This is a genomic window from Celeribacter litoreus (assembly GCF_020165855.1).
Lineage (GTDB): Bacteria > Pseudomonadota > Alphaproteobacteria > Rhodobacterales > Rhodobacteraceae > Celeribacter > Celeribacter litoreus.
Genome location: NZ_JAIUFY010000007.1, coordinates 234,375 through 255,306 on the forward strand (window position 1 = coordinate 234,375; position 20,932 = coordinate 255,306).

Here is a 20,932-nt window from a genome sequence, read left to right on the forward strand (position 1 = left end):
CGTGATCAGGCCGCAGCCATGATCATGTCGGATGCTTTTTCCGCGATCATGATGGTCGGCGCGTTGGTGTTGCCGCTGGTGAGCGTCGGCATGACCGAGGCATCGACCACGCGCAGACCGCCGAGACCGTGAACGCGCAGTTCGTCATCGACCACCGCCATGTCATCGGAGCCCATTTTGCAGGTGCCGACCGGGTGATAGACGCTGTTACAGTCGTTGCGGATATACTCATCGAGTTCCGCATCGGACTGAATGTTGACGCCCGGCGCATATTCCTCGCCACGGATCGCATCGAACGCCGGCTGCGCGAGAATTTCGCGGTGCATCCGGAGCGCATCACGCAGCACGCGCAGATCGTCCGGCACGGACAGGAAGTTCGGATCGAGTTCCGGAAGCTGGAACGGATCGGAAGATTTCGCCATGACCGTGCCGCGGCTCTGCGGACGGGAGATGTTGAAATACGGCATGCAGCCTTCGACATTGATGATCTCGCGGCCGTGGTCGCGATACATGATGTTGTTGAAGTGCGTCTGCACATCCGGCGCGATGAGATCTTCGCGGGTCTTGAGGAAGGACATGACCTCCACCCCGTGACCTGCGACCGGACCTTTGCCGGTGGTGTAATATTGCAGGAGTGCAATTGCCGCCGCGTAGGGTTTGGTCTGACCCAAGAGCGATACGGGCTTTGACAGACCCTGTTTCACGGTGCCCGCGAGGTGGTCTTGCAGGTTGCGACCCACACCCGGCAGTTCGTGAACCGTGTTCACGCCGATGCGGCTCAGGTGCTCCGGATCGCCGATGCCGGAGATTTGCAGCAGGTGCGGAGAGTTGAAGGCGCCACCGCAGAGGATGACCTCTTTGTCCGCATAGATCGTCTTTTTCTGACGGCCCTGAACGAACTCCACACCGACCGCGCGACCGCCTTTGACGATGATACGGGACGCCATCGCCTTGGTGTAGAAAGTCAGGTTTTTGCGCTTTTTGATCGGCGTGATGTAGCAGCGCGAGACGCTCGACCGGATGCCGTCGCGGACGGTGCCGTCACAGGGGCCGACGCCATACTGTTCGCCGCCGTTCAGGTCTTCGTTATAGGGGATGCCCATCTGAATGCAGGCATCACGGTAGGCGACGCACGGCTCGGCCTCGATCGGGTTGCGCGTGGTCGCGAGCGGACCGTCGTAGCCGTGGACGTTCTCGTCACCACCGCCACCCCAGTTCTCGGCGCGGCGGAAATACGGCAGGATGCTTTCGTAATCCCAGCCTTTGTTCCCCATCTGGGCCCAGTGATCGTAGTCCGTGCGGTGGCCGCGGGTGTAGATCATGCCGTTCACCGTCGTGCAGCCGCCGATGCTTTTCGCACGCGGCACGAACATGACACGGTTGTTCACATGCTTCTGCGGAACAGTGTGATAGCCCCAGTCGAGCTGCAACGTCTGCATCAGGCGGAAATAGCCCATAGGCATATGAATCCACGGGCTTTTGTCCCAGTCACCGGCCTCAATCACAGCCACTTCAACATTCGGATCTTCGCTCAAACGGTTGGTGAGCACGCCGCCACCGGAGCCTGCGCCAATAATAATGTAGTCGGGCATGAAACTGCCTCCTCCAACACGGCGCGCATTTTCGCGCCATCCTTCCCTTTAGCCAGTCCCTCAGAGCCCTGGCTTCCTCCGCAAAATGTTTGTCATAGGCAAATTGTTTAGTCAATCATAAATTATTTTGCTCGCCGGCATTGGCGAATACGACGCCACTCACCGCGCTTCGGCCGCCACAAAATTGACGGGGCGGAGCAGAATCGCGGGGAAAAGGAATCAGGGGCTCGGGCCTTCGAACCATCAAGCATGCAAGGAAAAGGACGGCGCTAACGCGAGGGAAAGGCAGGCACGCAAAGGATGGCTCTCGCCCACTCAGGCTCGATTGAGACCCCTCGCTGAGCATGGTAGACAGAGATATCTTGCGCGATTGCCGTTCGCCGAATTAGACTAATACATATGCAAATAACAAACATTCGTCCGACACACGGCGAAGACTAATAAGTGGGAGGGCTCTGGCATGGCTGAGGGTTCGCGGGGAATTCAATCCGTAGAAGTGAGTGGGCGCATTCTGCGCGCTTTCGTCAAAACGGCAGAGCCGATGATGCTCAAGGATCTGGCCGAGCTCGCCGATCTCAAACCCGCGCAATGTCACGCCTATCTTACGAGCCTAAAGAACGTCGGCCTCGTCCATCAGGATTGGGCGACCGGTTACTATTCGCCCGGTCCCCTTGCCCTGCGCCTCGGTGTGAGCTGGCTCAGAGCGAACCCGCAAACCTCCCGCGCCATCGACGGGTTGAAGGCCCTGACAGAGACCTACGGCGTCATGTCCCTCATCACGGTTTGGGGGGAATTCGGCCCCACGATCGCGCACACCTACGCGGGCCTCACACAGGCCACACTTAACCTACGACAGGGATCTATCTTCTCCGTGACAGGAACGGCGGCAGGACGCCTCTTTCCCGCCTACGGGAAAAACCCGGCGATCGAAGCGCTCTGCGAGGCGGAGATCGCGCGCAAGTCGGAGCATCTCGCAATTGGCGAACAAATCACCCGCGAGGCCTTTTCCGAGAAGATCGAAGAAGTGCGCGCGTGCGGCTATGCAATCGCAGAAGGCCGCCCGATCCCGGGGATCAACGCCATCGGCGCTCCGGTTTTCTCGGAGACCGGCGATCTGGCCTTTGTGATTTCCATGATCGGAAAGGCCGAGAACCTGTCGACAGAGGCCGGTTCGGACACTGTCGAGAATCTGCTCTCGCTGGCGAAAGACCTCTCCCCTGATACAATTAACAATAGCCAACAGGTGCCCGCATGACCCTCTCTACAAGCAAGCGTCGCGGTGCCGACCATAAATCCGAGGGGCGCGGCGTTCAGTCGATCGAACTTGGCTCCCGCCTCCTTCAGGCGCTGTGCCAAGAGGCCGAGCCGATGATGCTCAAGGACCTCGCCAAGGTCGCAGGCTTCGCCCCCGCGCAGGCACATGCCTATCTCGTCAGCTACAAGAAGATCGGCTTTATTGAACAGCATCCGGAAACAGGTCTGTATTCGCTCGGGCCGTTTGCGGTCGACCTCGGCCTCACCGCGATGCGCACCACCGATCCGATGGAGCTCGCACACGACGCCGTGCAGGAGCTGTCGGCAGACACGTCTCTCAATGTCGCGCTGGTCGCGTGGGGCTCCTTTGGCCCGACCGTGGTTCAGGTGCAGGAGAGCGGTAGCCAAATCAACATGAACACGCGCCCCGGCACCGTCTACTCTATGTCCGGCACCGCAAGCGGCCTCGTGTTCTCCGCCTTCCTGTCGGAGAAGGAAGTCAAAGATTTCGTCGCCCGTGAAAAGCGCGACCCCGCAGGCTCCGGCCGTGTCGGCGTCTCGCGGTTCGTTCCGCGGCGCGAAATCGACCAAATCCGCGAACAGGGCTATGCCACCGTCGAGAGCCCGCCAGTCCCCGGCATCCACGCCTATTCGGCGCCCGTGTTCGATCACACGGGACAGGTCGTTCTCGCCATCACGATCATCGGTCAGGACCACTATATCGAACCGCGCGCGCAGTCGGAGTTCATCCCCGCGCTGCTCGAGGCGACGCGAACCCTATCTGTGAATTTGGGACATCGAATCACCGCGTGAGCGGACCATTCGTCAAACTGACGTTTTGGCGGACCTGATCATTCGACGTCGTTTTCGCAAATCACGATTACGCACTTTCTGCGGCTCCCGTCCATTACCGGCGCGACACTTTATCGGGGGTGCGCTTCCCCCGCAGGGGCCGCGCCTTCCACCTCACAACCACATGTTCATCCAGAGTTTTAGGCATTTGCGCCATGCATAGTTCACTTTGCGCGAAATCCCTTTGCGCATCTCTTTGGGTCGGAATTTTAAATTAACTCATTGCAAGCTTGTTTGTTATTAACTAACCTGGAACACAGGGAACGCGGATCGGAGGAGACCGCCCCCGAAACGCAATGGGAGGAAAATCTATGAAATTCATCACAACACTTGTCGCAGCGTCTTTGGCGGCCGGCGTTGCATCGGCGGACACCTATGAGCTGCAGAGCACATTCGGCCTGAACGTGCCGTCCATCGGCCCGAGCCCGCAGAACTTTGCGCGCATGGTTTCCGCCATGACCGACGGCGATGTCGAGATCAACGTGCACGGCGCGGGCGACTTTGTTCCGCCGTTCGAGGTTTTCGGTGCCGTGAGCTCCGGCGCGCTCGACATGGGCTTTGACTGGAGCGGCTACTGGAGCCAGCAAATCCCCGTTGCGAACATCGTGGGCTCCATGCCATTCGGCCCCTCGCCGGAAATCGCGCTCGGCTGGATGTATTACGGCGGCGGTCAGGAAATCATCCAAAAGGCCTATGACCCGTTCAACGTCCACTTCCTGCCCTGTCACCTCGTGATCGCGGAAGCCGGCGGTTGGTTCAACAAAGAGATCACCAGCCTCGATGACTTCCAAGGTCTCAACATGCGCATTGCGGGCCTTGGCGGTCTGACCCTCGCCAAACTCGGCGCGAACACCCAGACCGTGCCCGCAGGCGAAATCTACCTGAGCCTCGAAACCGGTCGCCTCGATGCCGCCGAGTTCTCCGCACCGTCTCTAGACGTCGGCATGGGCTTTCAGCGCGTTGCGAAATACTACTACTTCCCCGGCTGGCAGCAGCAATCTGCATGGGACTCCATCATCGTGAACAAGGCCGTCTGGGATGACCTCGGTGAAGAGAACCAGACCATCATGGAAGACGCTTGCCGCGCCAACATCGCCTTTAACCTCGCCGATCAGGTGAACACACAGGCCCCGGCCATCGCACAAATCCGCGAAGCAGGGACTGAGGTCCGCCGCTTCCCTGACGAGGTGCTCGAAGGTCTCCGCGCCGCCGCGAACGAAGTGATGCAGGAACAAGCCGACAAAGACCCGCTCTTTGCCGAAGCACTTGCCTCGCTGCAAAGCTACATGCAGAGCGTCGGCGAATGGCCGGACCTGCAAAATATTCCGGCTGAGACCGAATAAGATCTGAACAGATCCGGAGGGCGCCGACACCCCGCGCCCTCCAAACCGCATTATGAAACGCGCCAAAAGACGCGTAGAATGCAAAAATACGCACATAAAATGGGGCCCGATATGTCTCGGATACTTTCGTTCGCCCGCGCCTTGCTCAGCTTTCCCGGCAAAATCGTTGCCTGGCTGATCATTCCGCTGATCCTGTCCATCGTTCTCTCTGTGATCGCCGCGCGCTTTGGCTGGTCCACTCTCATGGACTGGGAGGGGAGCATCCCGATCTTCGGCGAAGCGCTCACCGTCAACAGTCTCGTTGACATGCAATGGTATATTTTCTCGCTGATCGTGCTGTTCGGCGGCGTCTGGACCTATTTCGACGAGCGCCATGTGACGGTCGACTTCATCGCCCTCGCGCTCAAACCGAAAACCCGCGCCTATATCTCGCTCTTTGGGGATCTGTTCCTGCTGTTGCCGCTGTGCGTCCTTGTGATCCGTTACGGGTCCGACTTCGCCGCGACCGCATGGCGCACCGGCGAAGGATCGAACCAAGGTGGCCTCGCCGCGCACTACCTGATCAAGAGCGCCCTGCCCGTCGCCTTCGGGCTGCTCGGTCTCGCCGCCATTACTAACGCCGCCCGGACGCTCTGCGAATTGCGCCGTGGCACCTTCCACAAGACGGAAATCCACCATGATAGCTGAATACTTCTGGCCCATCTCGATGCTGCTCGCTCTGATGCTGCTGTTGTTCAGCGGCTATGCGGTGGGGTTTGTCCTCGCAGGCGTCGGCATCGCCTTTGCCCTGCTCGCAGATGTGCCGACCGTGTTTCTGTCGATGGGCGTGCAGCGCATCTACTCGGGCACTCTGACCAACTGGCTGCTCGCGGCGATCCCGCTCTTTGTCTTCATGGGACTGATGCTGGAGAAGTCCGGCGTTGCGGAGCGTCTGATGCGCTCGCTCGCCGCCCTCGCCGGTCGCCTTCCGGGGGGATATGCCTTTGCCGTCGTCGTCATCGGCGTCGTCATGGCCGCCTCCACCGGCATCATCGGCGCCTCTGTGGTGCTCATGGGCATGATGTCCCTGCCCGCCATGCGTGCCGCAGGCTATGACATGCGTCTTGCGACCGGCCTTGTGGCCGCATCCGGCACCTTGGGCATTCTCATCCCGCCGTCAATCATGCTCATCATTCTCGGCGATCAGCTCCGCGTGCCAATCGGCGATCTGTTCATGGGCGCCATCTATCCGGGTCTGATCCTGTCCGGCCTCTACTTTGCCTATATCGTCCTGAACGCGATCTTCCGCCCGTCGCACATGCCTGCGCCGCCGAAGACCGAGTCCATTCCGGTGCTCAAAGCGGTGCTGTCCCTCGTCCGCGACCTTGTGGCCCCGATGCTCCTGATCCTCTCCGTTCTGGGCACGATCATCACCGGCGTCGCGACACCGACAGAATCCGCCGCCATCGGCGCCGTTGGTGCGACACTGCTTGCCATCATCACCGGAGGCTTTAGCTTTGACGGGTTCCGTAACGCCGTGTTCGAGACCACGAAAACCACCGCGATGATTGCTTTTGTCATGATCGGCGCAACGGTGTTTAGCCTCGTGTTCCGTCGCCTCGGCGGGGATGCAATGGTGGCGGACCTGTTCCATTTCGAGAACGTCAGCCCCTATGTCACGCTCGCCCTGATCATGACCTTGATCTTCGTGCTCGGCTTCTTCCTCGACTGGGTAGAAATCAGCCTCGTCGTGATCCCGATCGTCGCACCTATCGTCGCCAGTCTCGATTTCGGCATGCCCTCGTCCGACGTGATCCTGTGGTTTGCCATCGCGCTCGCGGTCAATCTACAGACCTCGTTCCTCACGCCCCCGTTCGGCTATGCGCTCTTCTACCTGCGCGGCGTTGATCCATCGATCCCGATTGGCACGATCTATCGCGGCGTGATCCCGTTCGTTCTGATCCAAATGGCGGCGCTCATCCTCGTGATTGCGATCCCGAGCATCGTGCTCTCCCTACCACATTCCATGCGATAGGCCCCATCATGACCTTTTCGACAGACAGCTCCGCCCCTCTGGGGGACCCCATCACCTTGCGCGGTCGGACCTTTAAAAACCGCATCACCATCTCGCCGATGTGCCAACACGCAGGTCAGGACGGCTACGTCACCGACTGGCATCTCGTGCATTACGGCAAGTTCGTTCTCGGTGGCGCGGCTCTGGTCCTGACAGAGAGCACGGCGGTGTCCTCGGACTCGCGTGTGGGGATCGACGATCTCGGGATTTGGTCGGACGATCACATTCCGGGCCTGAAACGTCTCGCAGATTTTGCCCATGATAACGGTGGGTTGATGGGGGTGCAGCTCGCGCATTCTGGGCGCAAGGCCTTTTCCCAGCCGCTCTGGCACGGAGGCCAAGCCATGACGCCTGCCGAGATCGACGCCGCAGGCATCGACTGGCGACGCGTCGGCCCGAGCGCGATTGCCGCCAGTTCGGAGTGGAGCGTCCCCGAGGCGCTCAGCATCGAAGACATCGCCGAAATTCGTCAGCAGCACGTCGACGCCGCCCGCCGCGCGGATGAGGCGGGCATGGATGTGGTCGAGCTGCATTATGGTCACGGCTATCTCGTGGCGAGCTTCCTGTCGCCGCTTGCCAACACCCGTGACGACGCCTACGGCACCGACCGCGAAGGTCGGATGCGGATCGCCATCGAGATCGCCCGCGACGTGCGCGCGGTCTGGCCGGAGGACAAACCCCTCTTCGTGCGCCTGTCATGTGTGGACGGGGCCGAGGGCGGATGGAACATGGATGACACCGTGGTTCTGGCCGCAGAACTCAAAGCCGTCGGTGTCGATGTGATCGACTGTTCCTCGGGCGGGCTGTCCGAAACCACCCGACGGAGCAACGTGCCACGCGGTTTCGGCTTTCAGGTGCCTTTCGCGGAGCGCGTGCGCAAAGAGGTCGGCATCCCGACGCAGGCCGTAGGTCTCATCACATCACCCGAGCAAGCCAATGCCATCATCGCCGCGGGGCGGGCGGATTTCGTCGCCATCGGGCGCGCGGCCCTCGAAAACCCCTATTGGCCGGTGCAGGCGCAGCGCGCTCTGCGCGAGGGCGAAGGATTTGCGGTTTGGCCAGAACGCCACGGCGCGTGGCTCGACAAACGCGCACCCGTGCTTCAGCGGCTGATCGCGGAACAGGATCAGAGCGCAGGAGGAGACGCAACATGATCGCCCGATTTGGACTCTTACAAAAGGCCCCCGCCCTCTCGGATGACGCCTTTGATGCCCATTGGAGAGACGTGCACGGACCGCTCGCCTCCAAAATGCCGGGACTGCGCAACTATTGGCAGCACCGCGTTGTGGACAAAGAACAGTTCGGCATATCGCACGCCCGTGGGCCGTGGGACCTCGACGGGTTTTCCGAACTCCACTTCGACAGCCTCGACGCCATGAAACAGGCTGTCGCCGCGCCGATCTTTGCCGATGCTCTGGGCGATGAAGACGGCTTTCTCGCCGATGTGCATTTGGTGGCCTGCGAAAAGCATGTCGTTGTGCCGTTCGACGCCAAAGGCGGACCGTTCGTCAAACGCATGACTCTGCTGCGCAAACTCGACGGCATGTCGGATGAGCAGTTCCGTCAAGAGTGGCTCAAAACCCACGCCGATTGGGTGCGCCAGTGGCCGGATGTGCTTGGCTATACGCAAAACATCGTTGTGGACCGCTACCACGCCTCGCGCGAGGACAGCGCAGACTATGCGGATGTGCCAGTCGACGGGATCGTCGAATTCTGGTTCCGCGACACGGAAACCGCCGCAAACCTCTACGCGAGCGACATCGTCACCCAGACGCAAGAGCATGCGAAAGACTTTCTCGCCGAGATCACGCCCTACTTCGTGCAGAGCCGCCAGATCGTCTAATCGAAACCCCGCCCTCACCCGTCAGGTGTCGTTTGACAAACGCGAGTGCGTGTAGGAACCATAGACGCTGACCCAATTTGAATGACCGAAAGACACCGCAGTGGATTTTCACACCCCATCATCCTTTGAGGACGCCTCCAAACTTGCGGCAGAAGCGACGGGTCTCACCCGTTTTCTCGCAGGCGGCACCGACGTTCTCGTGCAGATGCGCTCCGGCACTGTGTTGCCGGACAATCTGATCGACCTGAAACACATCCCCGGCGCACAGGACATCACCCGCACGCCGGATGGCGGTTGGCGGATCGGCATTGCCGTTTCCGGCGCGCGCCTCGGCGATCATGCGGAACTGGTGGCCGACTGGCCCGGTGTCGTGGAGGGCATGGAACTCGTCGGTTCGACGCAGGTTCAGGGGCGTGCGACGCTCGTGGGCAATCTCTGCAACGGGTCTCCGGCGGCGGACAGCGTGCCGGGTCTGGTGGCGGCGCAGGCGTCCGTGGAAATCACGGGGCTGACAGGTGTGCGCACCGTTCCGGTCGAGGACATTCCCGCAGGTCCGGGCAAAACGACGCTTCAGCCCGGGGATGTGATCTCCGGCATCCTCCTCCCGCCGCGCGGGGAGAACGGGGGCGATGCCTATCAACGGTTCACGCCGCGCACGGAGATGGACATCGCGGTTGCTGGCTGCGCGATCAGCCTGCGTGTGGACGGCGACACGATCACAGAGGCCCGCGTCGCGGTGGGGGCGGTTGCGCCGACCGTGCGGCTCGTGCCCGATGCGGCGGATGCATTGATCGGAAGCACCCTCGATGACGCCGCGATTGACGCGCTGGTTGTCGCGGTGAGAGCCGCCTGTAACCCGATTGACGACAAACGCGGGACGGCGGAATTCAGAACCGACGTGGCGGGCGTGCTCGCCAAGCGCGTCGCACAGATCGCCTATGGTCGCGCAAAAGGAGAGGCCCAATGAGCAAGATCCATGTCACGACCGTTGTGAACGGCGATGAGGTCGAATTCCTCGCGGACCCGCGCGAAACGCTGCTGGATTGTCTGCGCGATCATCTCGGGCTCACGGGCTCGAAAGAAGGCTGCGGCACCGGCGATTGCGGGGCCTGTTCGGTCACGGTCGACGGGGTGCTGATCAGCTCCTGTCTGATGCTCGGCGTCGAGGCGCAGGGCAAAAAGATCGAGACCATCGAAGGGATGGCCAACGGTGAAGAGCTTCACCCGCTTCAACGCAAATTCATCGAACACGCGGCTCTGCAATGCGGGTTCTGCACCCCCGGCATTCTCGTCGCGGCCAAGGCGCTCTTGGAAAAGAACCCCGATCCGACGGAGACCGAGGTGCGCTATTGGCTCGCAGGCAATCTCTGCCGCTGCACGGGCTATGACAAAATTATTCGCGCCGTCATGGATGCCGCGTCCGAGATGAGAGGAGCCGCGTGATGCCCAAGGATGAGATCAAAGACTTCCGCCTCGTCGGCACCCGTCCGAACCGTCCCGACGGGTTGGACAAGGTCACTGGCCGCGCGCGGTACGGCGCGGATATCACGGCCCCGGGGATGCTCTGGGGCGCTGTGCTGCGGAGCCCGCACGCCCATGCCAAAATCCTCAAGATTGATACGTCCAAGGCAGAGGCCCTGTCCGGCGTCAAAGCCGTCGTCACCCGCGCGGACTTCCCGACGGGTCTCACGGGTGAGGACTGGAACCTGCAGGAAAACACGATGGCGGGCGAAAAGGCGCTCTACGATGGCCACGCCATCGCCGCCGTCGCCGCGACCTCTAGCCAGATCGCACAGGAAGCGGTGCGGCTCATCGAGGTGGAGTATGAGGTTCTGCCCCATGTAACCGACGTGGACGACGCCATCAAACCCGATGCGCCCGTCATTCGCGAAGGCGCGGCCGACGCGACTGTGCCGGAAGGGATGCCGCCCAACGTCGTGAAATACTTCGAATTCGGGCGCGGTGACGTGGATGCCGGCTTCAAAGACGCCGATCTCGTCATGGAGCGCACCTATAAAACCGAAGCCACCCACCAAGGCTATATCGAACCCCATGCCTGCCTCGGACAGTTGGGTGCCGACGGCAAAGGTGAGATGTGGGTTTGCACGCAGGGGCAGTGGTATATCCGGCAGATGTGCTCTGCCGTTCTCGGCCTCAACGCCGCGCAGCTTCGCGTGACCCCGTCCGAGATTGGCGGCGGTTTTGGCGGTAAGACGACGATCTTTATGGAGCCTCTGTCTCTCGCGCTCTCGCAAAAGGCAGGCGGGCGTCCGGTCAAAATCGTCATGAGCCGGTCTGAGGTGCTGCGCGCCACGGGGCCGACCGCGTCTGCGTCGATGGACGTGAAAATCGGCATGACCAAGGACGGCAAACTGACCGCCGCCCGCGCCGAATTCCGGATGCAGGGCGGGGCCTTCCCCGGCGCGCCTGTGGACATGGCGCTCTATTGCTGCCTTGCGCCCTACAAGATCGATAACGTCGAACACATCGGCTACGACGTGCTCGCCAACCGCCCCAAATGCGCCGCCTACCGCGCACCGGGGTCTCCGATGGGGGCCTTTGCGGTGGAGAGCCTGATTGACGAAATGTGCCGCAAGCTCGATCTCGATCCGATGGACGTGCGTCTCAAGAACGCCGTGCGTGAGGGCGATCAGGCGAGCTATGGCCCGACCTTCGGCTCCATCGGTCTCGCCGAGGTGTTGGAAGCCACCGCGAAACACCCGAACCTCTCCGCGCCGCTCGGCCCCAATCAGGGGCGCGGCGTCGCCTCGGGCTATTGGTTCAACCACAGCGGGGAAACCTCTGTGTCCTTGGCCATCTCCGAGGACGGCAACGCGCAGGTGTCGGTCGGCACGCCGGACATTGGCGGCAGCCGTGCCTCCATCGCGCTCATGGTCGCAGAGACGCTCGGGATTGCCTATGAAGACGTGCGCGTGAACGTGGTGGAAACCGGATCGCTTGGCGTCAATGAACCCACCCACGGCAGCCGCGCCACCTTTGCCAGCGGCAAGGCCGCCACCGTCGCCGCCCGCGCCGCGATCAAGGAAATGTGCCGCCGTGCTGCGAACGAGTGGGGCATTGACGAGGAAGCCGTCGAATGGGTCGAGGGGGCAGCCCAGCCTGCCGGTCCAAACGCGGGTGAATTCCCGCCGATGAGCATCAAGGAAATCGCGAAGAACATGGGCAAAACGGGCGGGCCGATTTCGGGCCACCATGAGTCTGTCCCCGAAGGCGTTGGTGCGAGCTTTGGCTGTCACGTGGTGGACGTCGAGGTCGATCCGGAAACCGGCCACACCAAAATCCTGCGCTACCTCGTGGTGCAGGATGCGGGCCGCGCGATCCATCCGTCCTATGTGGAAGGCCAGTATCAGGGCGGCGCCGTTCAGGGCATCGGCTGGGCGCTCAATGAGGAATATGTCTACGGCGACGATGGCCGTTTGCAGAACCCCATCTTCCTCGACTACCGCATGCCCGTCGCCTCCGACCTGCCGATGATCGACACACAGATCGTCGAAGTGCCCAATCCGGGCCACCCGTTCGGTGTGCGTGGTGTCGGGGAAACGGGGATCACCCCGCCGCTGCCCGCGATTGCGAATGCAATTCAGGGCGCGACCGGCGTTCGGATGTCGCATCTGCCGATGACGCCGACCAAGGTCCTCGCTGCGCTCAAAGCCTCGCAAGAATGAGTGAACTGACCGTTCATCTCTGGGCGGGCCTGCGCCGGTTTACCGGTGGTCATGAGGTTGTGACGGTCGAGGCCAGCACCATCGGCAAAATGCTCGATGCGCTGGTCGAGGCCTATCCCGGCCTCGGTCCGATTTTAGAGGCCGGTATTTCGGTCGCCGTGGATGGCGAGATCATCAACGGCGGGCGGCACAGGCCGCTCTCGCCGTCGAACGAAATTTACCTCATGCAACGGATGAAGGGCGGTTAACGCCCTTCTCCCTTAGACGATCCCGCCGCCTGCACCGGACACTTTCGGACGCTCGGACGCGACCTTCGCGCGATAACCAGAGGCGCGGTAGGTCATGACCGGATCAATCGCCGCACCCTTTTCCAACCGTGCCATTTGCAGGATCGGCTCCACATCCGTGCGGAAGGCTGCGCGCAACGTGGCGGACGCCATGAGCGCGTCGTTTTCATCCTGATATCCCGCGAGCGCCGCACGATCTACGAGGCTCGCTTGCACATAGGCGCGCTGGATTTCCACCGCCGAAATCATCAGGCTCTCAATCGGGTCGGTCACATTATGGCTCTGGTCAATCATATGCGACAGATCGAGGTCCGGCGTGCCCTCCGCATCCACCAGTTCGTTCCAGACAAGGAACAGGCGATAGGGCTCAATCGTGCCGCTATCCAGATCGTCGTCCCCGTATTTCGAGTCGTTGAAGTGGAACCCGCCAAGCTTGCCCGCATGAATGAGGCGCGAGACGATCATCTCGATGTTCACATTCGGCGCGTGGTGGCCGAGGTCCACGAGGCATTTCGCCTTCTCGCCCAACTCCTGCGCGGTGAGTAGCGACGTGCCCCAATCCTGAACCACCGTCGAATAGAAGGCGGGTTCGTAAATCTTGTGCTCCGAGAAGATCGACCAATCGTCCGGCAGACCTTTGTAGATGTCTTTCATCGACGACAGGTAGCGTTCGAACTGACGGCCCATATGGGTCTGCCCCGGAAAGTTCGCGCCATCCCCGATCCAGACGGTGAGCGCCTTTGACCCGAGCTTTTCACCGATCTCAATGCATTCGAGGTTGTGCTCCACCGCCTGCGCGCGGGTCGCGGCATCAACGTGGCTCAGTGATCCGAACTTGTAGGACTGCGGCTGATCCGGCTGGTCCTGAAAGGTGTTCGAGTTCATCGCATCAAAACTCAGCCCGTATTCCTCGGCCTTCGCCAAGAGATCGGAGGGCGCGGCTTTGTCCCACGGAATGTGGAGCGACACGGAACTCGCGGCACCGGTCAGCGTGTGAATGACGCCGCAGTCGTCGAGTTTGTCGAAAATGTCGCGCGGCTCTCCCTCACCCGGAAAGCGGGCGAAACGCGTGCCGCCGGTGCCCGTGCCCCAGCTCGGCACAGCGACGGAAAAGCCTTTGGCGCGGTCCTTGATGGCGTCGATATCGACACCTTTGCGGGACAGTTTCTCGCCAAGGGCGTCGTAATCTTTCTTCAGGTCAGCGTCGCGCGCGGCGTTCTGAGCCTCGATGATAGTGGTGTCGATCATGTTTTCCTCCCGTGAAAACTGCGCGCCCTGCCCCGTTTGAGCGAGGCGCGCAATTTGATCTTTGCGTGGGGTCTTTGCCCTTAGCGGGTAAAGGCCTGCACGTTGCCGGCGTCCACGTTGACGATGTTACCGGTCGATTTTGCCGATTGTTCGGACGCAAAGAAATAGGCCGCTTCCGCGATGTCCTCAGGCAGAACAGAGCGTTTGAGCATGGAGCGCTGGCGATACATCTCCTCCAGCCCTTCTTTGTCCGTGCCATAGGTGCCAGCGCGTTGTTCGAGCCACTCGCCTTCCCAAATCTTCGAACCGCGCAGAACCGCGTCGGGGTTCACGACGTTCACGCGAATGCCCGCCTCTGCCCCTTCGAGTGCGAGGCAGCGTGCGAGGTGAATCTCAGACGCTTTCGCGGTGCAATAGGCCGACGCATTCGGGCTGGCCGCGAGGCCGTTTTTGGACGCCACGAATACGATGGAGCCGCCGATGCCTTGCGTGCGCATCACTTTGAATGCTTCGCGGGACACGAGGAAATAGCCCGTGGACAGGATGTCTATGTTCTTGTTCCACAACTCGAGCGTCGTGTCCTCGACAGGCGCCGACGACGCAATGCCTGCGTTCGACACGAGGATATCGACACCGCCGAACTCGACGGAGGTATAGGCATAGGCGCTCGCAACCGCGTCTTCGTCGGTCACGTTCATCACCACAGAACGGACAACATCCGCGCCGTATTGTTTCGCGAATCCGGTGCGGACCTCATCGAGAGCGGTTTCATTGATATCCGCGAGCATGACGCAAGCGCCCTCTTGCAGATACCGCGCCGCCGTCGCCGCGCCGATCCCGCCAGCGCCGCCGGTGACGAGCGCCACACGACCGGCCAGAGATTTCGGCTTCGGCATCCGCTGAAGCTTGGCTTCTTCAAGCAGCCAGTATTCAATGTCGAACGCTTCCTGTTCCGGCAGGCCGCAATACTCGGACACCGCAGAAGAACCGCGCATCACGTTGATCGCGTTGACGTAGAACTCACCGGAGATACGTGCGGTGGCGCGGTCTTTCGCAAAGGTGATCATGCCGACGCCCGGCACCAGATACACAACCGCGTTCGGGTCGCGCAGCGTGGGGGAATCTTCGTGTTTGCAGCGGTCGTAATAGGCCGCGTAATCTTCGCGGTAGGCCGCGATCTGCGCGTCGAGACCGTCGAGCACTTCATCGATGTTGTTCTGCGCCGGATCGAAATCGAGCACCAGCGGACGAATCTTGGTCCGCAGGAAGTGGTCGGGGCAGGACGTGCCGAGTGCCGCAAGATCGCGCATGTTCTTTGCATTGACGAATTCGAGCACGGTGTCTGAGTCGTCAAAGTTGCCGACCATATGCTGCGCGCCGGAGACAAAGCCACGGATCGCAGGCATCAGTTTCGCGGCCACCTCACGACGGGCTTCCGGTGCGAGGCTCTCATGCACAGCGCCGCCAAAGGCCGGAATGTCTGCGGTCTTTTCTTCGAAATAGGCGATGGCTTTGTTGATGATCTCAAGCGTCAGCTCGTAGCAGGTTTTCGCGTCATCGTCCCAGGTGAAGAGACCGTGGGATTCAAGCACGACACCCTTTGCGTCGGGGTTCTCAAGGCAGAATTTTTCGAGCCACAGGCCGAGTTCGTAGCCCGGTTTCTTCCACGGAAGCCAACCGATTTCGTCGCCGAAAATCTCCTGCGTCAAGGCTTTGGAGTCTTTCGACGCAGCAATAGCGATGATCGCGTCGGGGTGCATGTGGTCGACGTGTTTTTTCGGCACATAGGCGTGGAGCGGCGTATCAATAGAGGCCGCGCGCGGGTTCAGGTTGAACGTGCAATGCGGCAGGTAGCCGACCATTTCGTCTTCGAACTCGACGCCGCGATATTTGCCCTTCAGCGCGCGGAGCTTGTCCATATAGAGGGTCGAAAACCCGTCCATTTTGATGGACCCGACGTCCCCGCCGGAGCCTTTGACCCAAAGAACTTCGGCCTTTTCACCCGTGAGAGGATCATCCTCCATGACCTTCGCGGACGTGTTCCCGCCGCCGTAATTGGTCACGCGTTTGTCGGAACCCAACAGGTTCGAACGGTAAAGCAGTTTTTCAGGCTCGCTCATGTCTTTCGCTTTGGCATCATCCCAAAGCGAAGCGAGCCGCGTGGACGCGGATGTCATGGTGATCTCCTCCCGATGATCAGGTAGTGAATAGTCTTGTATTGAGCCAAATCTGCGTGCGCTGCGTCAGATTGTCAATCATAAATAATCAAAACCAATCATTATGCAGGTGCAGAATGATCAAAATGACATTTTTATGATTGACAATGATCATTTCGGGCGGCACGCTTTAGCCACGGGAGGAAATTAATCAATGCACGAGAGAGAGCGCCACGGAATCATTCTGTCTGCTGTTCAGGAACGGCCGGTCGTGACCGTCGTTGAACTGTGCGGCCTGACGGGTGCGTCTGAGGCCACTATTCGTAGAGATATCGCTGCGTTACACGTCGCCAAGAAGCTGCGCCGCGTCCGTGGTGGTGCCGAAGCATTGGCTCCGAATCCTTTCCCCGGCCTCGCGGGTCGCACCTTTGCGGTGAACGAAACGCGCAACATCAAGCAGAAGCAAGCAATTGCACGCGCAGCTGTCGATCTGGTCGAGGATGGCGAGCCGATTATCATCAACGGCGGCACAACGACGTTCCAGATGGTGCATCCGCTCGCGACACGCCGCTGTCAGGTGTTCACCAACTCGTTCCCGATTGCCGAGCACCTTTTGAAGACCTCGAAGAACTCGGTGCTGATTTCCGGTGGCGTGATCTACCGCGAACAGAACATCGTGCTCTCGCCGTTCGACAATGACGTGACGCGCAACTTCTACGCGCGCCGCATGTTCATGGGGGCGCAGGGCATCGCACCGCTCGGCGTGATGGAGGGCGATCCGTTGCTCATCCAGGCCGAGCAAAAACTGATCGGACAGGCGGACGAACTCGTCCTCTTGGTCGACTCCACGAAATTCCGGAACCGTTCGAGCCTCGTGCTCTGCCCGCTCGAACGGATCGACGTCCTGATTACTGACGAAGGGATCAGTGATCGGGAGGCCGCCATGATTGAGGCGGCCGACATCAAACTCATCGTCGCGCCAACCAGCGCGGCGCAGGAGGACGTCGCGTCCTGACTGAATACTCGGTGAGGGCGCAAAGATTAACCAGGAGACTTAGGGAGGACTCCACATGAAAAAACTAACGAAACTTCTGACCACCGCGGCCATCGCGACCGGCATGTTTGCAGGCACCGCATCAGCCGAGGACATGCGCATCGCCCTCGTCGTCAAAGCCCTCGGCATCGGCTTCTTTGAAGCGGCTGCAAAAGGTGCAGAGGAAGCTGCCGCTGAACTCGGTGACGTGGAAATCATCTACACCGGCCCGACCGACACCACCGCCGAAGGCCAGATCGAGGTGATCAACTCGCTGATCGCACAGAACGTCGACGCGATTGCCGTGTCCGCCAACGACACCGACGCGCTCGTTCCGACGCTCAAGAAAGCCATGCAGCGCGGCATCACCGTGATCTCGTGGGACTCCGGCGTGGCCGAAGACGGTCGCCAGATGCACCTCAACCCGTCGTCCAACCCGCTCATCGGCAACATGATCATCAAGCTCGCTGCTGATGAACTGCCGGACGGCGGTCAGGTCGCCGTGCTCTCCGCCACCACCACCTCCACGAACCAGAACATCTGGATCGAAGAGATGAACAAGGTGATGGGCAACTATCCGGGCATCGAAGTGGTTGCGACCGTTTACGGCGATGACCTCGCGGACAAATCCTATCGTGAAGCCACCGGCCTCATGCAGTCCTACCCTGACCTCGACGCGATCATCGCGCCGACCTCCGTGGGCATCGTGGCCGCAGCTCAGGCTGTCGTCGATGCGGGCAAAGTGGGCGAAGTCAACGTGACAGGCCTCGGCCTTCCGTCCGAGATGGCCGGTGCGATCGAGAGCGGCGCGTCCAAGTCCTTTGCGATCTGGAACCCGATTGATCTCGGCTACTCCGCAGCCATGATTGCCTATCACCTCTCCAAAGGTGACGCCGTGGCAGAGCCGGGTGCAAGCATCCCGATGGGCCGCATGGGTGAAGTCACCCTTGATGAGACGAACTCCGGCGCAATGGCCGATCCTTTCGTTTACGACGCGTCCAACATCGCGGACTTCAAAGACATCTTCTAACTCCCGAAGACGGTCTTTGCGGGCGGCGCTTTGTGGGCCAATGCGCCGCCCATTCCAACCTACTGACAGACAGAAAGCCAATGGGGTAGCCATGGGCCATGCACAGACACATGCCGCGCCGGTTCTCGCGCTTGACGGCATTACAAAGACATTCCCGGGCGTCAAAGCGCTCGATGGCGTCACGCTCGAACTCTATGCCGGACAGGTGACAGCCCTGATCGGCGAGAACGGCGCGGGCAAATCCACCGTGGTGAAGACACTCACGGGCATTTACCAGCCGGACGGCGGGCGCATTCTCGTGGACGGCGAAGAGGTTCGGTTCCCGACGGCACAGGATGCCTCCGCCGCGGGCGTGACGGCGATCCATCAGGAAACGGTGCTGTTCGACGAATTGTCTGTCGCCGAAAACATCTTTCTCGGCCACGCGCCGAAGGGCCGCTTTGGCCTCATCGACCGCAAGGCGATGCGCGCGAAAGCCCAAGACATTCTCGACGGGATCGGGGCAGAGATCGACGCCGGTGTGCGTCTCAAGGATCTCGGCATCGCGTCGCGTCACCTCGTCGCCATTGCGCGTGCGCTCTCTGTTGAGGCCCGCGTTGTGATCATGGACGAACCGACCGCCGCTCTCAGCCGCAAAGAGATCGAAGAGCTTTACGAGCTCGTTGAAAAGCTGAAGGCGCAGGGCAAGGCGATCCTGTTCATCTCCCACAAATTCGACGAAATCTTCCGCATCGCGGACCGCTACACCGTGTTCCGCGATGGCCAGTTCATCGGCGCGGGCGAGATGGCGGGCATCACCGAGGCGGAACTCGTGAAGATGATGGTCGGCCGTTCCGTCGACCAGATTTTCCCGAAACGCGCCGCACAGATCGGCGAGGACGTGTTGACCGTCGCGGGCTACAGCCACCCGACCGAATTCGAAGACATCCGCTTTACCCTGCGCCGTGGTGAAATCCTCGGGTTCTACGGTCTCGTGGGCGCGGGTCGTTCCGAATTCATGCAGAGCCTCATCGGTGTGACCCGTCCCTCCAAAGGCGCGATCCGTCTCAACGGGCAGGTGCGGGTCATCCGCTCCCCCGCCGACGCCATTGCGGCCGGTATCGTCTACGTTCCCGAAGATCGCGGCAAGCAGGGCGCGATCCTCGACATGCCGATTTTCCAGAACGTCACCCTGCCCTCTCTGCCGCGTCTGTCCAAGAACGGCTTCACGCAGATGGCCGAGGAATTCGCCCTCGCGCGCCAATACACCGAACGTCTCGACCTGCGGGCGGCCTCACTCGATACAACGGTGGGGAGCCTCTCCGGCGGTAACCAGCAAAAGGTGGTCATCGCCAAATGGCTCGCCACGCAGCCGACGGTGATCATCCTCGATGAACCGACCAAAGGCATCGACATCGGGTCCAAAGCGGCTGTGCACGACTTCATGTCGGAACTCGCCTCCGAAGGTCTCTCCGTCATCATGGTCAGCTCCGAAATCCCCGAAATCCTCGGCATGGCCGACCGCGTGATCGTCATGCGCGAAGGCCGCATGGTGGCCGAGTTGGAAGGCGATGAACTGACCCCAGAAACCCTCGTCCGCCACGCGGCGGGTATCTCATCGAAAGGAGAGGCGGCATGACCCTGCTTAAATCCCGCGAGGCGATCCTTGTCGGCGCCATCCTGCTTCTGCTCGCTCTGGTCGCGAGCCGTTTTCCGGCCTTTGTGACCCCCTCGAACCTTGTGGCCGTGTTCACGGACACCGCGCCTCTGATCATCCTTGCGCTGGGGCAGATGGTCGTCATCCTGACCCGCTCCATCGACCTCTCCGTCGCCGCAAACCTCGCGCTCACGGGGATGGTCTGCGCCCTGATCAACGTGTCCTTCCCCGGCGTGCCCGTTCCGGTGCTCGTCGCTCTGGCGCTTGGCCTCGGGGCACTCATGGGGGCGATCAACGGCTTTCTGGTTTGGAAACTCACGATCCCGCCCATCGTTGTGACGCTCGGCACGATGACCATCTTCCGCGGCGTGATCTTTCTTTTGACCGACGGGAGCTGGGTCAACTCCCACGAGATGAGCGCAGCATTCAAAGCCTTCCCGCGTGAAACCATTCTCGGGCTGCCGGTTCTCGGGTGGATCGCCGTCCTCGTCACCGTCATCCTCGGCGTCGTGATGAGCCGCACCACTCTGGGCCGCGCCTTCTTTGCTGTCGGCGGCAACCCGCACGCGGCGGTTTACACGGGGATCAGTGTCGGACGGACCCAGTTTCTCGCCTTCGTGATCTCCGGCATGCTGGCCGGTCTCACCGGCTATCTCTGGGTCGCACGCTACGCCGTGGCCTATGTCGATATTGCGGGCGGGTTCGAACTCGATGTCGTGGCGGCCTGTGTCATCGGCGGCGTTTCCATCGCGGGGGGTATTGCCACCGTGGGCGGCGCTGTCCTCGGCGCGCTGTTCCTCGGGATCATCAAGAACGCCCTGCCGGTGATTGACGTCTCCCCCTTCTGGCAACTCGCCATCTCCGGGGCTGCGATCATCATCGCCGTGACCTTCAACTCCCGCGCTGGCCGCTCGAAAGG

At 61.1% G+C, this 20,932-nt stretch carries 18 protein-coding genes; 15 read left to right on the forward strand and 3 right to left on the reverse strand.

The features are described from left to right. Positions 1 to 5: 5 nt before the first annotated feature. A complete protein-coding gene (locus tag LA304_RS08445; RefSeq protein ID WP_224502703.1) occupies positions 6 to 1,592 on the reverse strand; it encodes a GMC family oxidoreductase in 1,587 nt (528 codons plus the stop codon). 460 nt (positions 1,593 to 2,052) lie between these two features. Between LA304_RS08445 and LA304_RS08450 the strand changes: the two genes are divergently transcribed. The 11 genes from LA304_RS08450 to LA304_RS08500 all read left to right on the forward strand — a co-directional run bounded on the left by LA304_RS08450 (position 2,053) and on the right by LA304_RS08500 (position 12,871). Continuing rightward, a complete protein-coding gene (locus LA304_RS08450) occupies positions 2,053 to 2,847 on the forward strand; it encodes an IclR family transcriptional regulator (protein ID WP_224502704.1) in 795 nt (264 codons plus the stop codon). Further along, on the forward strand, positions 2,844 to 3,659 hold the full coding sequence (locus LA304_RS08455; RefSeq protein WP_224502705.1) for an IclR family transcriptional regulator: 816 nt from the start codon (positions 2,844 to 2,846) through the stop codon (positions 3,657 to 3,659). The genes LA304_RS08450 and LA304_RS08455 overlap by 4 nt, the downstream gene beginning before the upstream one ends. 350 nt (positions 3,660 to 4,009) lie before the next feature. Then, complete coding sequence (locus tag LA304_RS08460; protein WP_224502706.1) at positions 4,010 to 5,041, forward strand: TRAP transporter substrate-binding protein; 1,032 nt, start codon at positions 4,010 to 4,012, stop codon at positions 5,039 to 5,041. Positions 5,042 to 5,152: 111 nt separating this feature from the next. Further along, positions 5,153 to 5,728 (forward strand): TRAP transporter small permease subunit, encoded by a 576-nt coding sequence (locus tag LA304_RS08465; RefSeq protein ID WP_224502707.1) that lies wholly within the window; start codon positions 5,153 to 5,155, stop codon positions 5,726 to 5,728. Beyond that, on the forward strand, positions 5,718 to 7,055 hold the full coding sequence (locus LA304_RS08470; protein WP_224502708.1) for a TRAP transporter large permease: 1,338 nt from the start codon (positions 5,718 to 5,720) through the stop codon (positions 7,053 to 7,055). The genes LA304_RS08465 and LA304_RS08470 overlap by 11 nt, the downstream gene beginning before the upstream one ends. An 8-nt stretch (positions 7,056 to 7,063) precedes the next feature. After that, complete coding sequence (locus LA304_RS08475) at positions 7,064 to 8,248, forward strand: NADH:flavin oxidoreductase/NADH oxidase (RefSeq protein WP_224502709.1); 1,185 nt, start codon at positions 7,064 to 7,066, stop codon at positions 8,246 to 8,248. After that, complete coding sequence (locus LA304_RS08480; RefSeq protein WP_224502710.1) at positions 8,245 to 8,937, forward strand: EthD domain-containing protein; 693 nt, start codon at positions 8,245 to 8,247, stop codon at positions 8,935 to 8,937. Before LA304_RS08475 ends, LA304_RS08480 begins: the two co-directional genes overlap by 4 nt. Before the next feature lie 100 nt (positions 8,938 to 9,037). Continuing rightward, entirely contained in the window at positions 9,038 to 9,904 is an 867-nt protein-coding gene (locus LA304_RS08485) for an FAD binding domain-containing protein (RefSeq protein ID WP_224502711.1), read from the forward strand. Further along, positions 9,901 to 10,380, forward strand: a complete 480-nt coding sequence (locus LA304_RS08490) for a (2Fe-2S)-binding protein (protein WP_224502712.1) — start codon at positions 9,901 to 9,903, stop codon at positions 10,378 to 10,380. Before LA304_RS08485 ends, LA304_RS08490 begins: the two co-directional genes overlap by 4 nt. Beyond that, complete coding sequence (locus LA304_RS08495; protein ID WP_224502713.1) at positions 10,380 to 12,623, forward strand: xanthine dehydrogenase family protein molybdopterin-binding subunit; 2,244 nt, start codon at positions 10,380 to 10,382, stop codon at positions 12,621 to 12,623. The genes LA304_RS08490 and LA304_RS08495 overlap by 1 nt, the downstream gene beginning before the upstream one ends. Beyond that, on the forward strand, positions 12,620 to 12,871 hold the full coding sequence (locus LA304_RS08500; RefSeq protein WP_224502714.1) for a MoaD/ThiS family protein: 252 nt from the start codon (positions 12,620 to 12,622) through the stop codon (positions 12,869 to 12,871). Before LA304_RS08495 ends, LA304_RS08500 begins: the two co-directional genes overlap by 4 nt. A gap of 12 nt (positions 12,872 to 12,883) precedes the next feature. Here the strand turns inward: LA304_RS08500 and rhaI are convergent, their stop codons facing one another. Next, positions 12,884 to 14,158, reverse strand: coding sequence for an L-rhamnose catabolism isomerase (gene rhaI, locus LA304_RS08505; RefSeq protein WP_224502715.1), 1,275 nt, complete (start codon positions 14,156 to 14,158; stop codon positions 12,884 to 12,886). 80 nt (positions 14,159 to 14,238) lie between these two features. Then, entirely contained in the window at positions 14,239 to 16,335 is a 2,097-nt protein-coding gene (locus LA304_RS08510; protein WP_224502716.1) for a bifunctional rhamnulose-1-phosphate aldolase/short-chain dehydrogenase, read from the reverse strand. 193 nt (positions 16,336 to 16,528) lie between these two features. Here LA304_RS08510 and LA304_RS08515 point away from each other — a divergent pair, with 193 nt between their 5' ends. The 4 genes from LA304_RS08515 to LA304_RS08530 form a co-directional block, all read left to right on the forward strand. Beyond that, on the forward strand, positions 16,529 to 17,329 hold the full coding sequence (locus LA304_RS08515) for a DeoR/GlpR family DNA-binding transcription regulator (RefSeq protein WP_224502717.1): 801 nt from the start codon (positions 16,529 to 16,531) through the stop codon (positions 17,327 to 17,329). 55 nt (positions 17,330 to 17,384) lie between these two features. After that, the gene (gene rhaS / locus LA304_RS08520; protein WP_224502718.1) at positions 17,385 to 18,377 is read left to right on the forward strand and encodes a rhamnose ABC transporter substrate-binding protein; all 993 of its coding nucleotides are present in this window, start codon (positions 17,385 to 17,387) and stop codon (positions 18,375 to 18,377) included. A 91-nt stretch (positions 18,378 to 18,468) separates the two neighbouring features. Next, on the forward strand, positions 18,469 to 19,995 hold the full coding sequence (locus LA304_RS08525; RefSeq protein WP_224502719.1) for a sugar ABC transporter ATP-binding protein: 1,527 nt from the start codon (positions 18,469 to 18,471) through the stop codon (positions 19,993 to 19,995). Then, positions 19,992 to 20,932 (forward strand): ABC transporter permease (locus LA304_RS08530; RefSeq protein ID WP_224502720.1); only part of this gene is annotated, 941 nt, incomplete at its 3' end. The genes LA304_RS08525 and LA304_RS08530, both read left to right, overlap by 4 nt.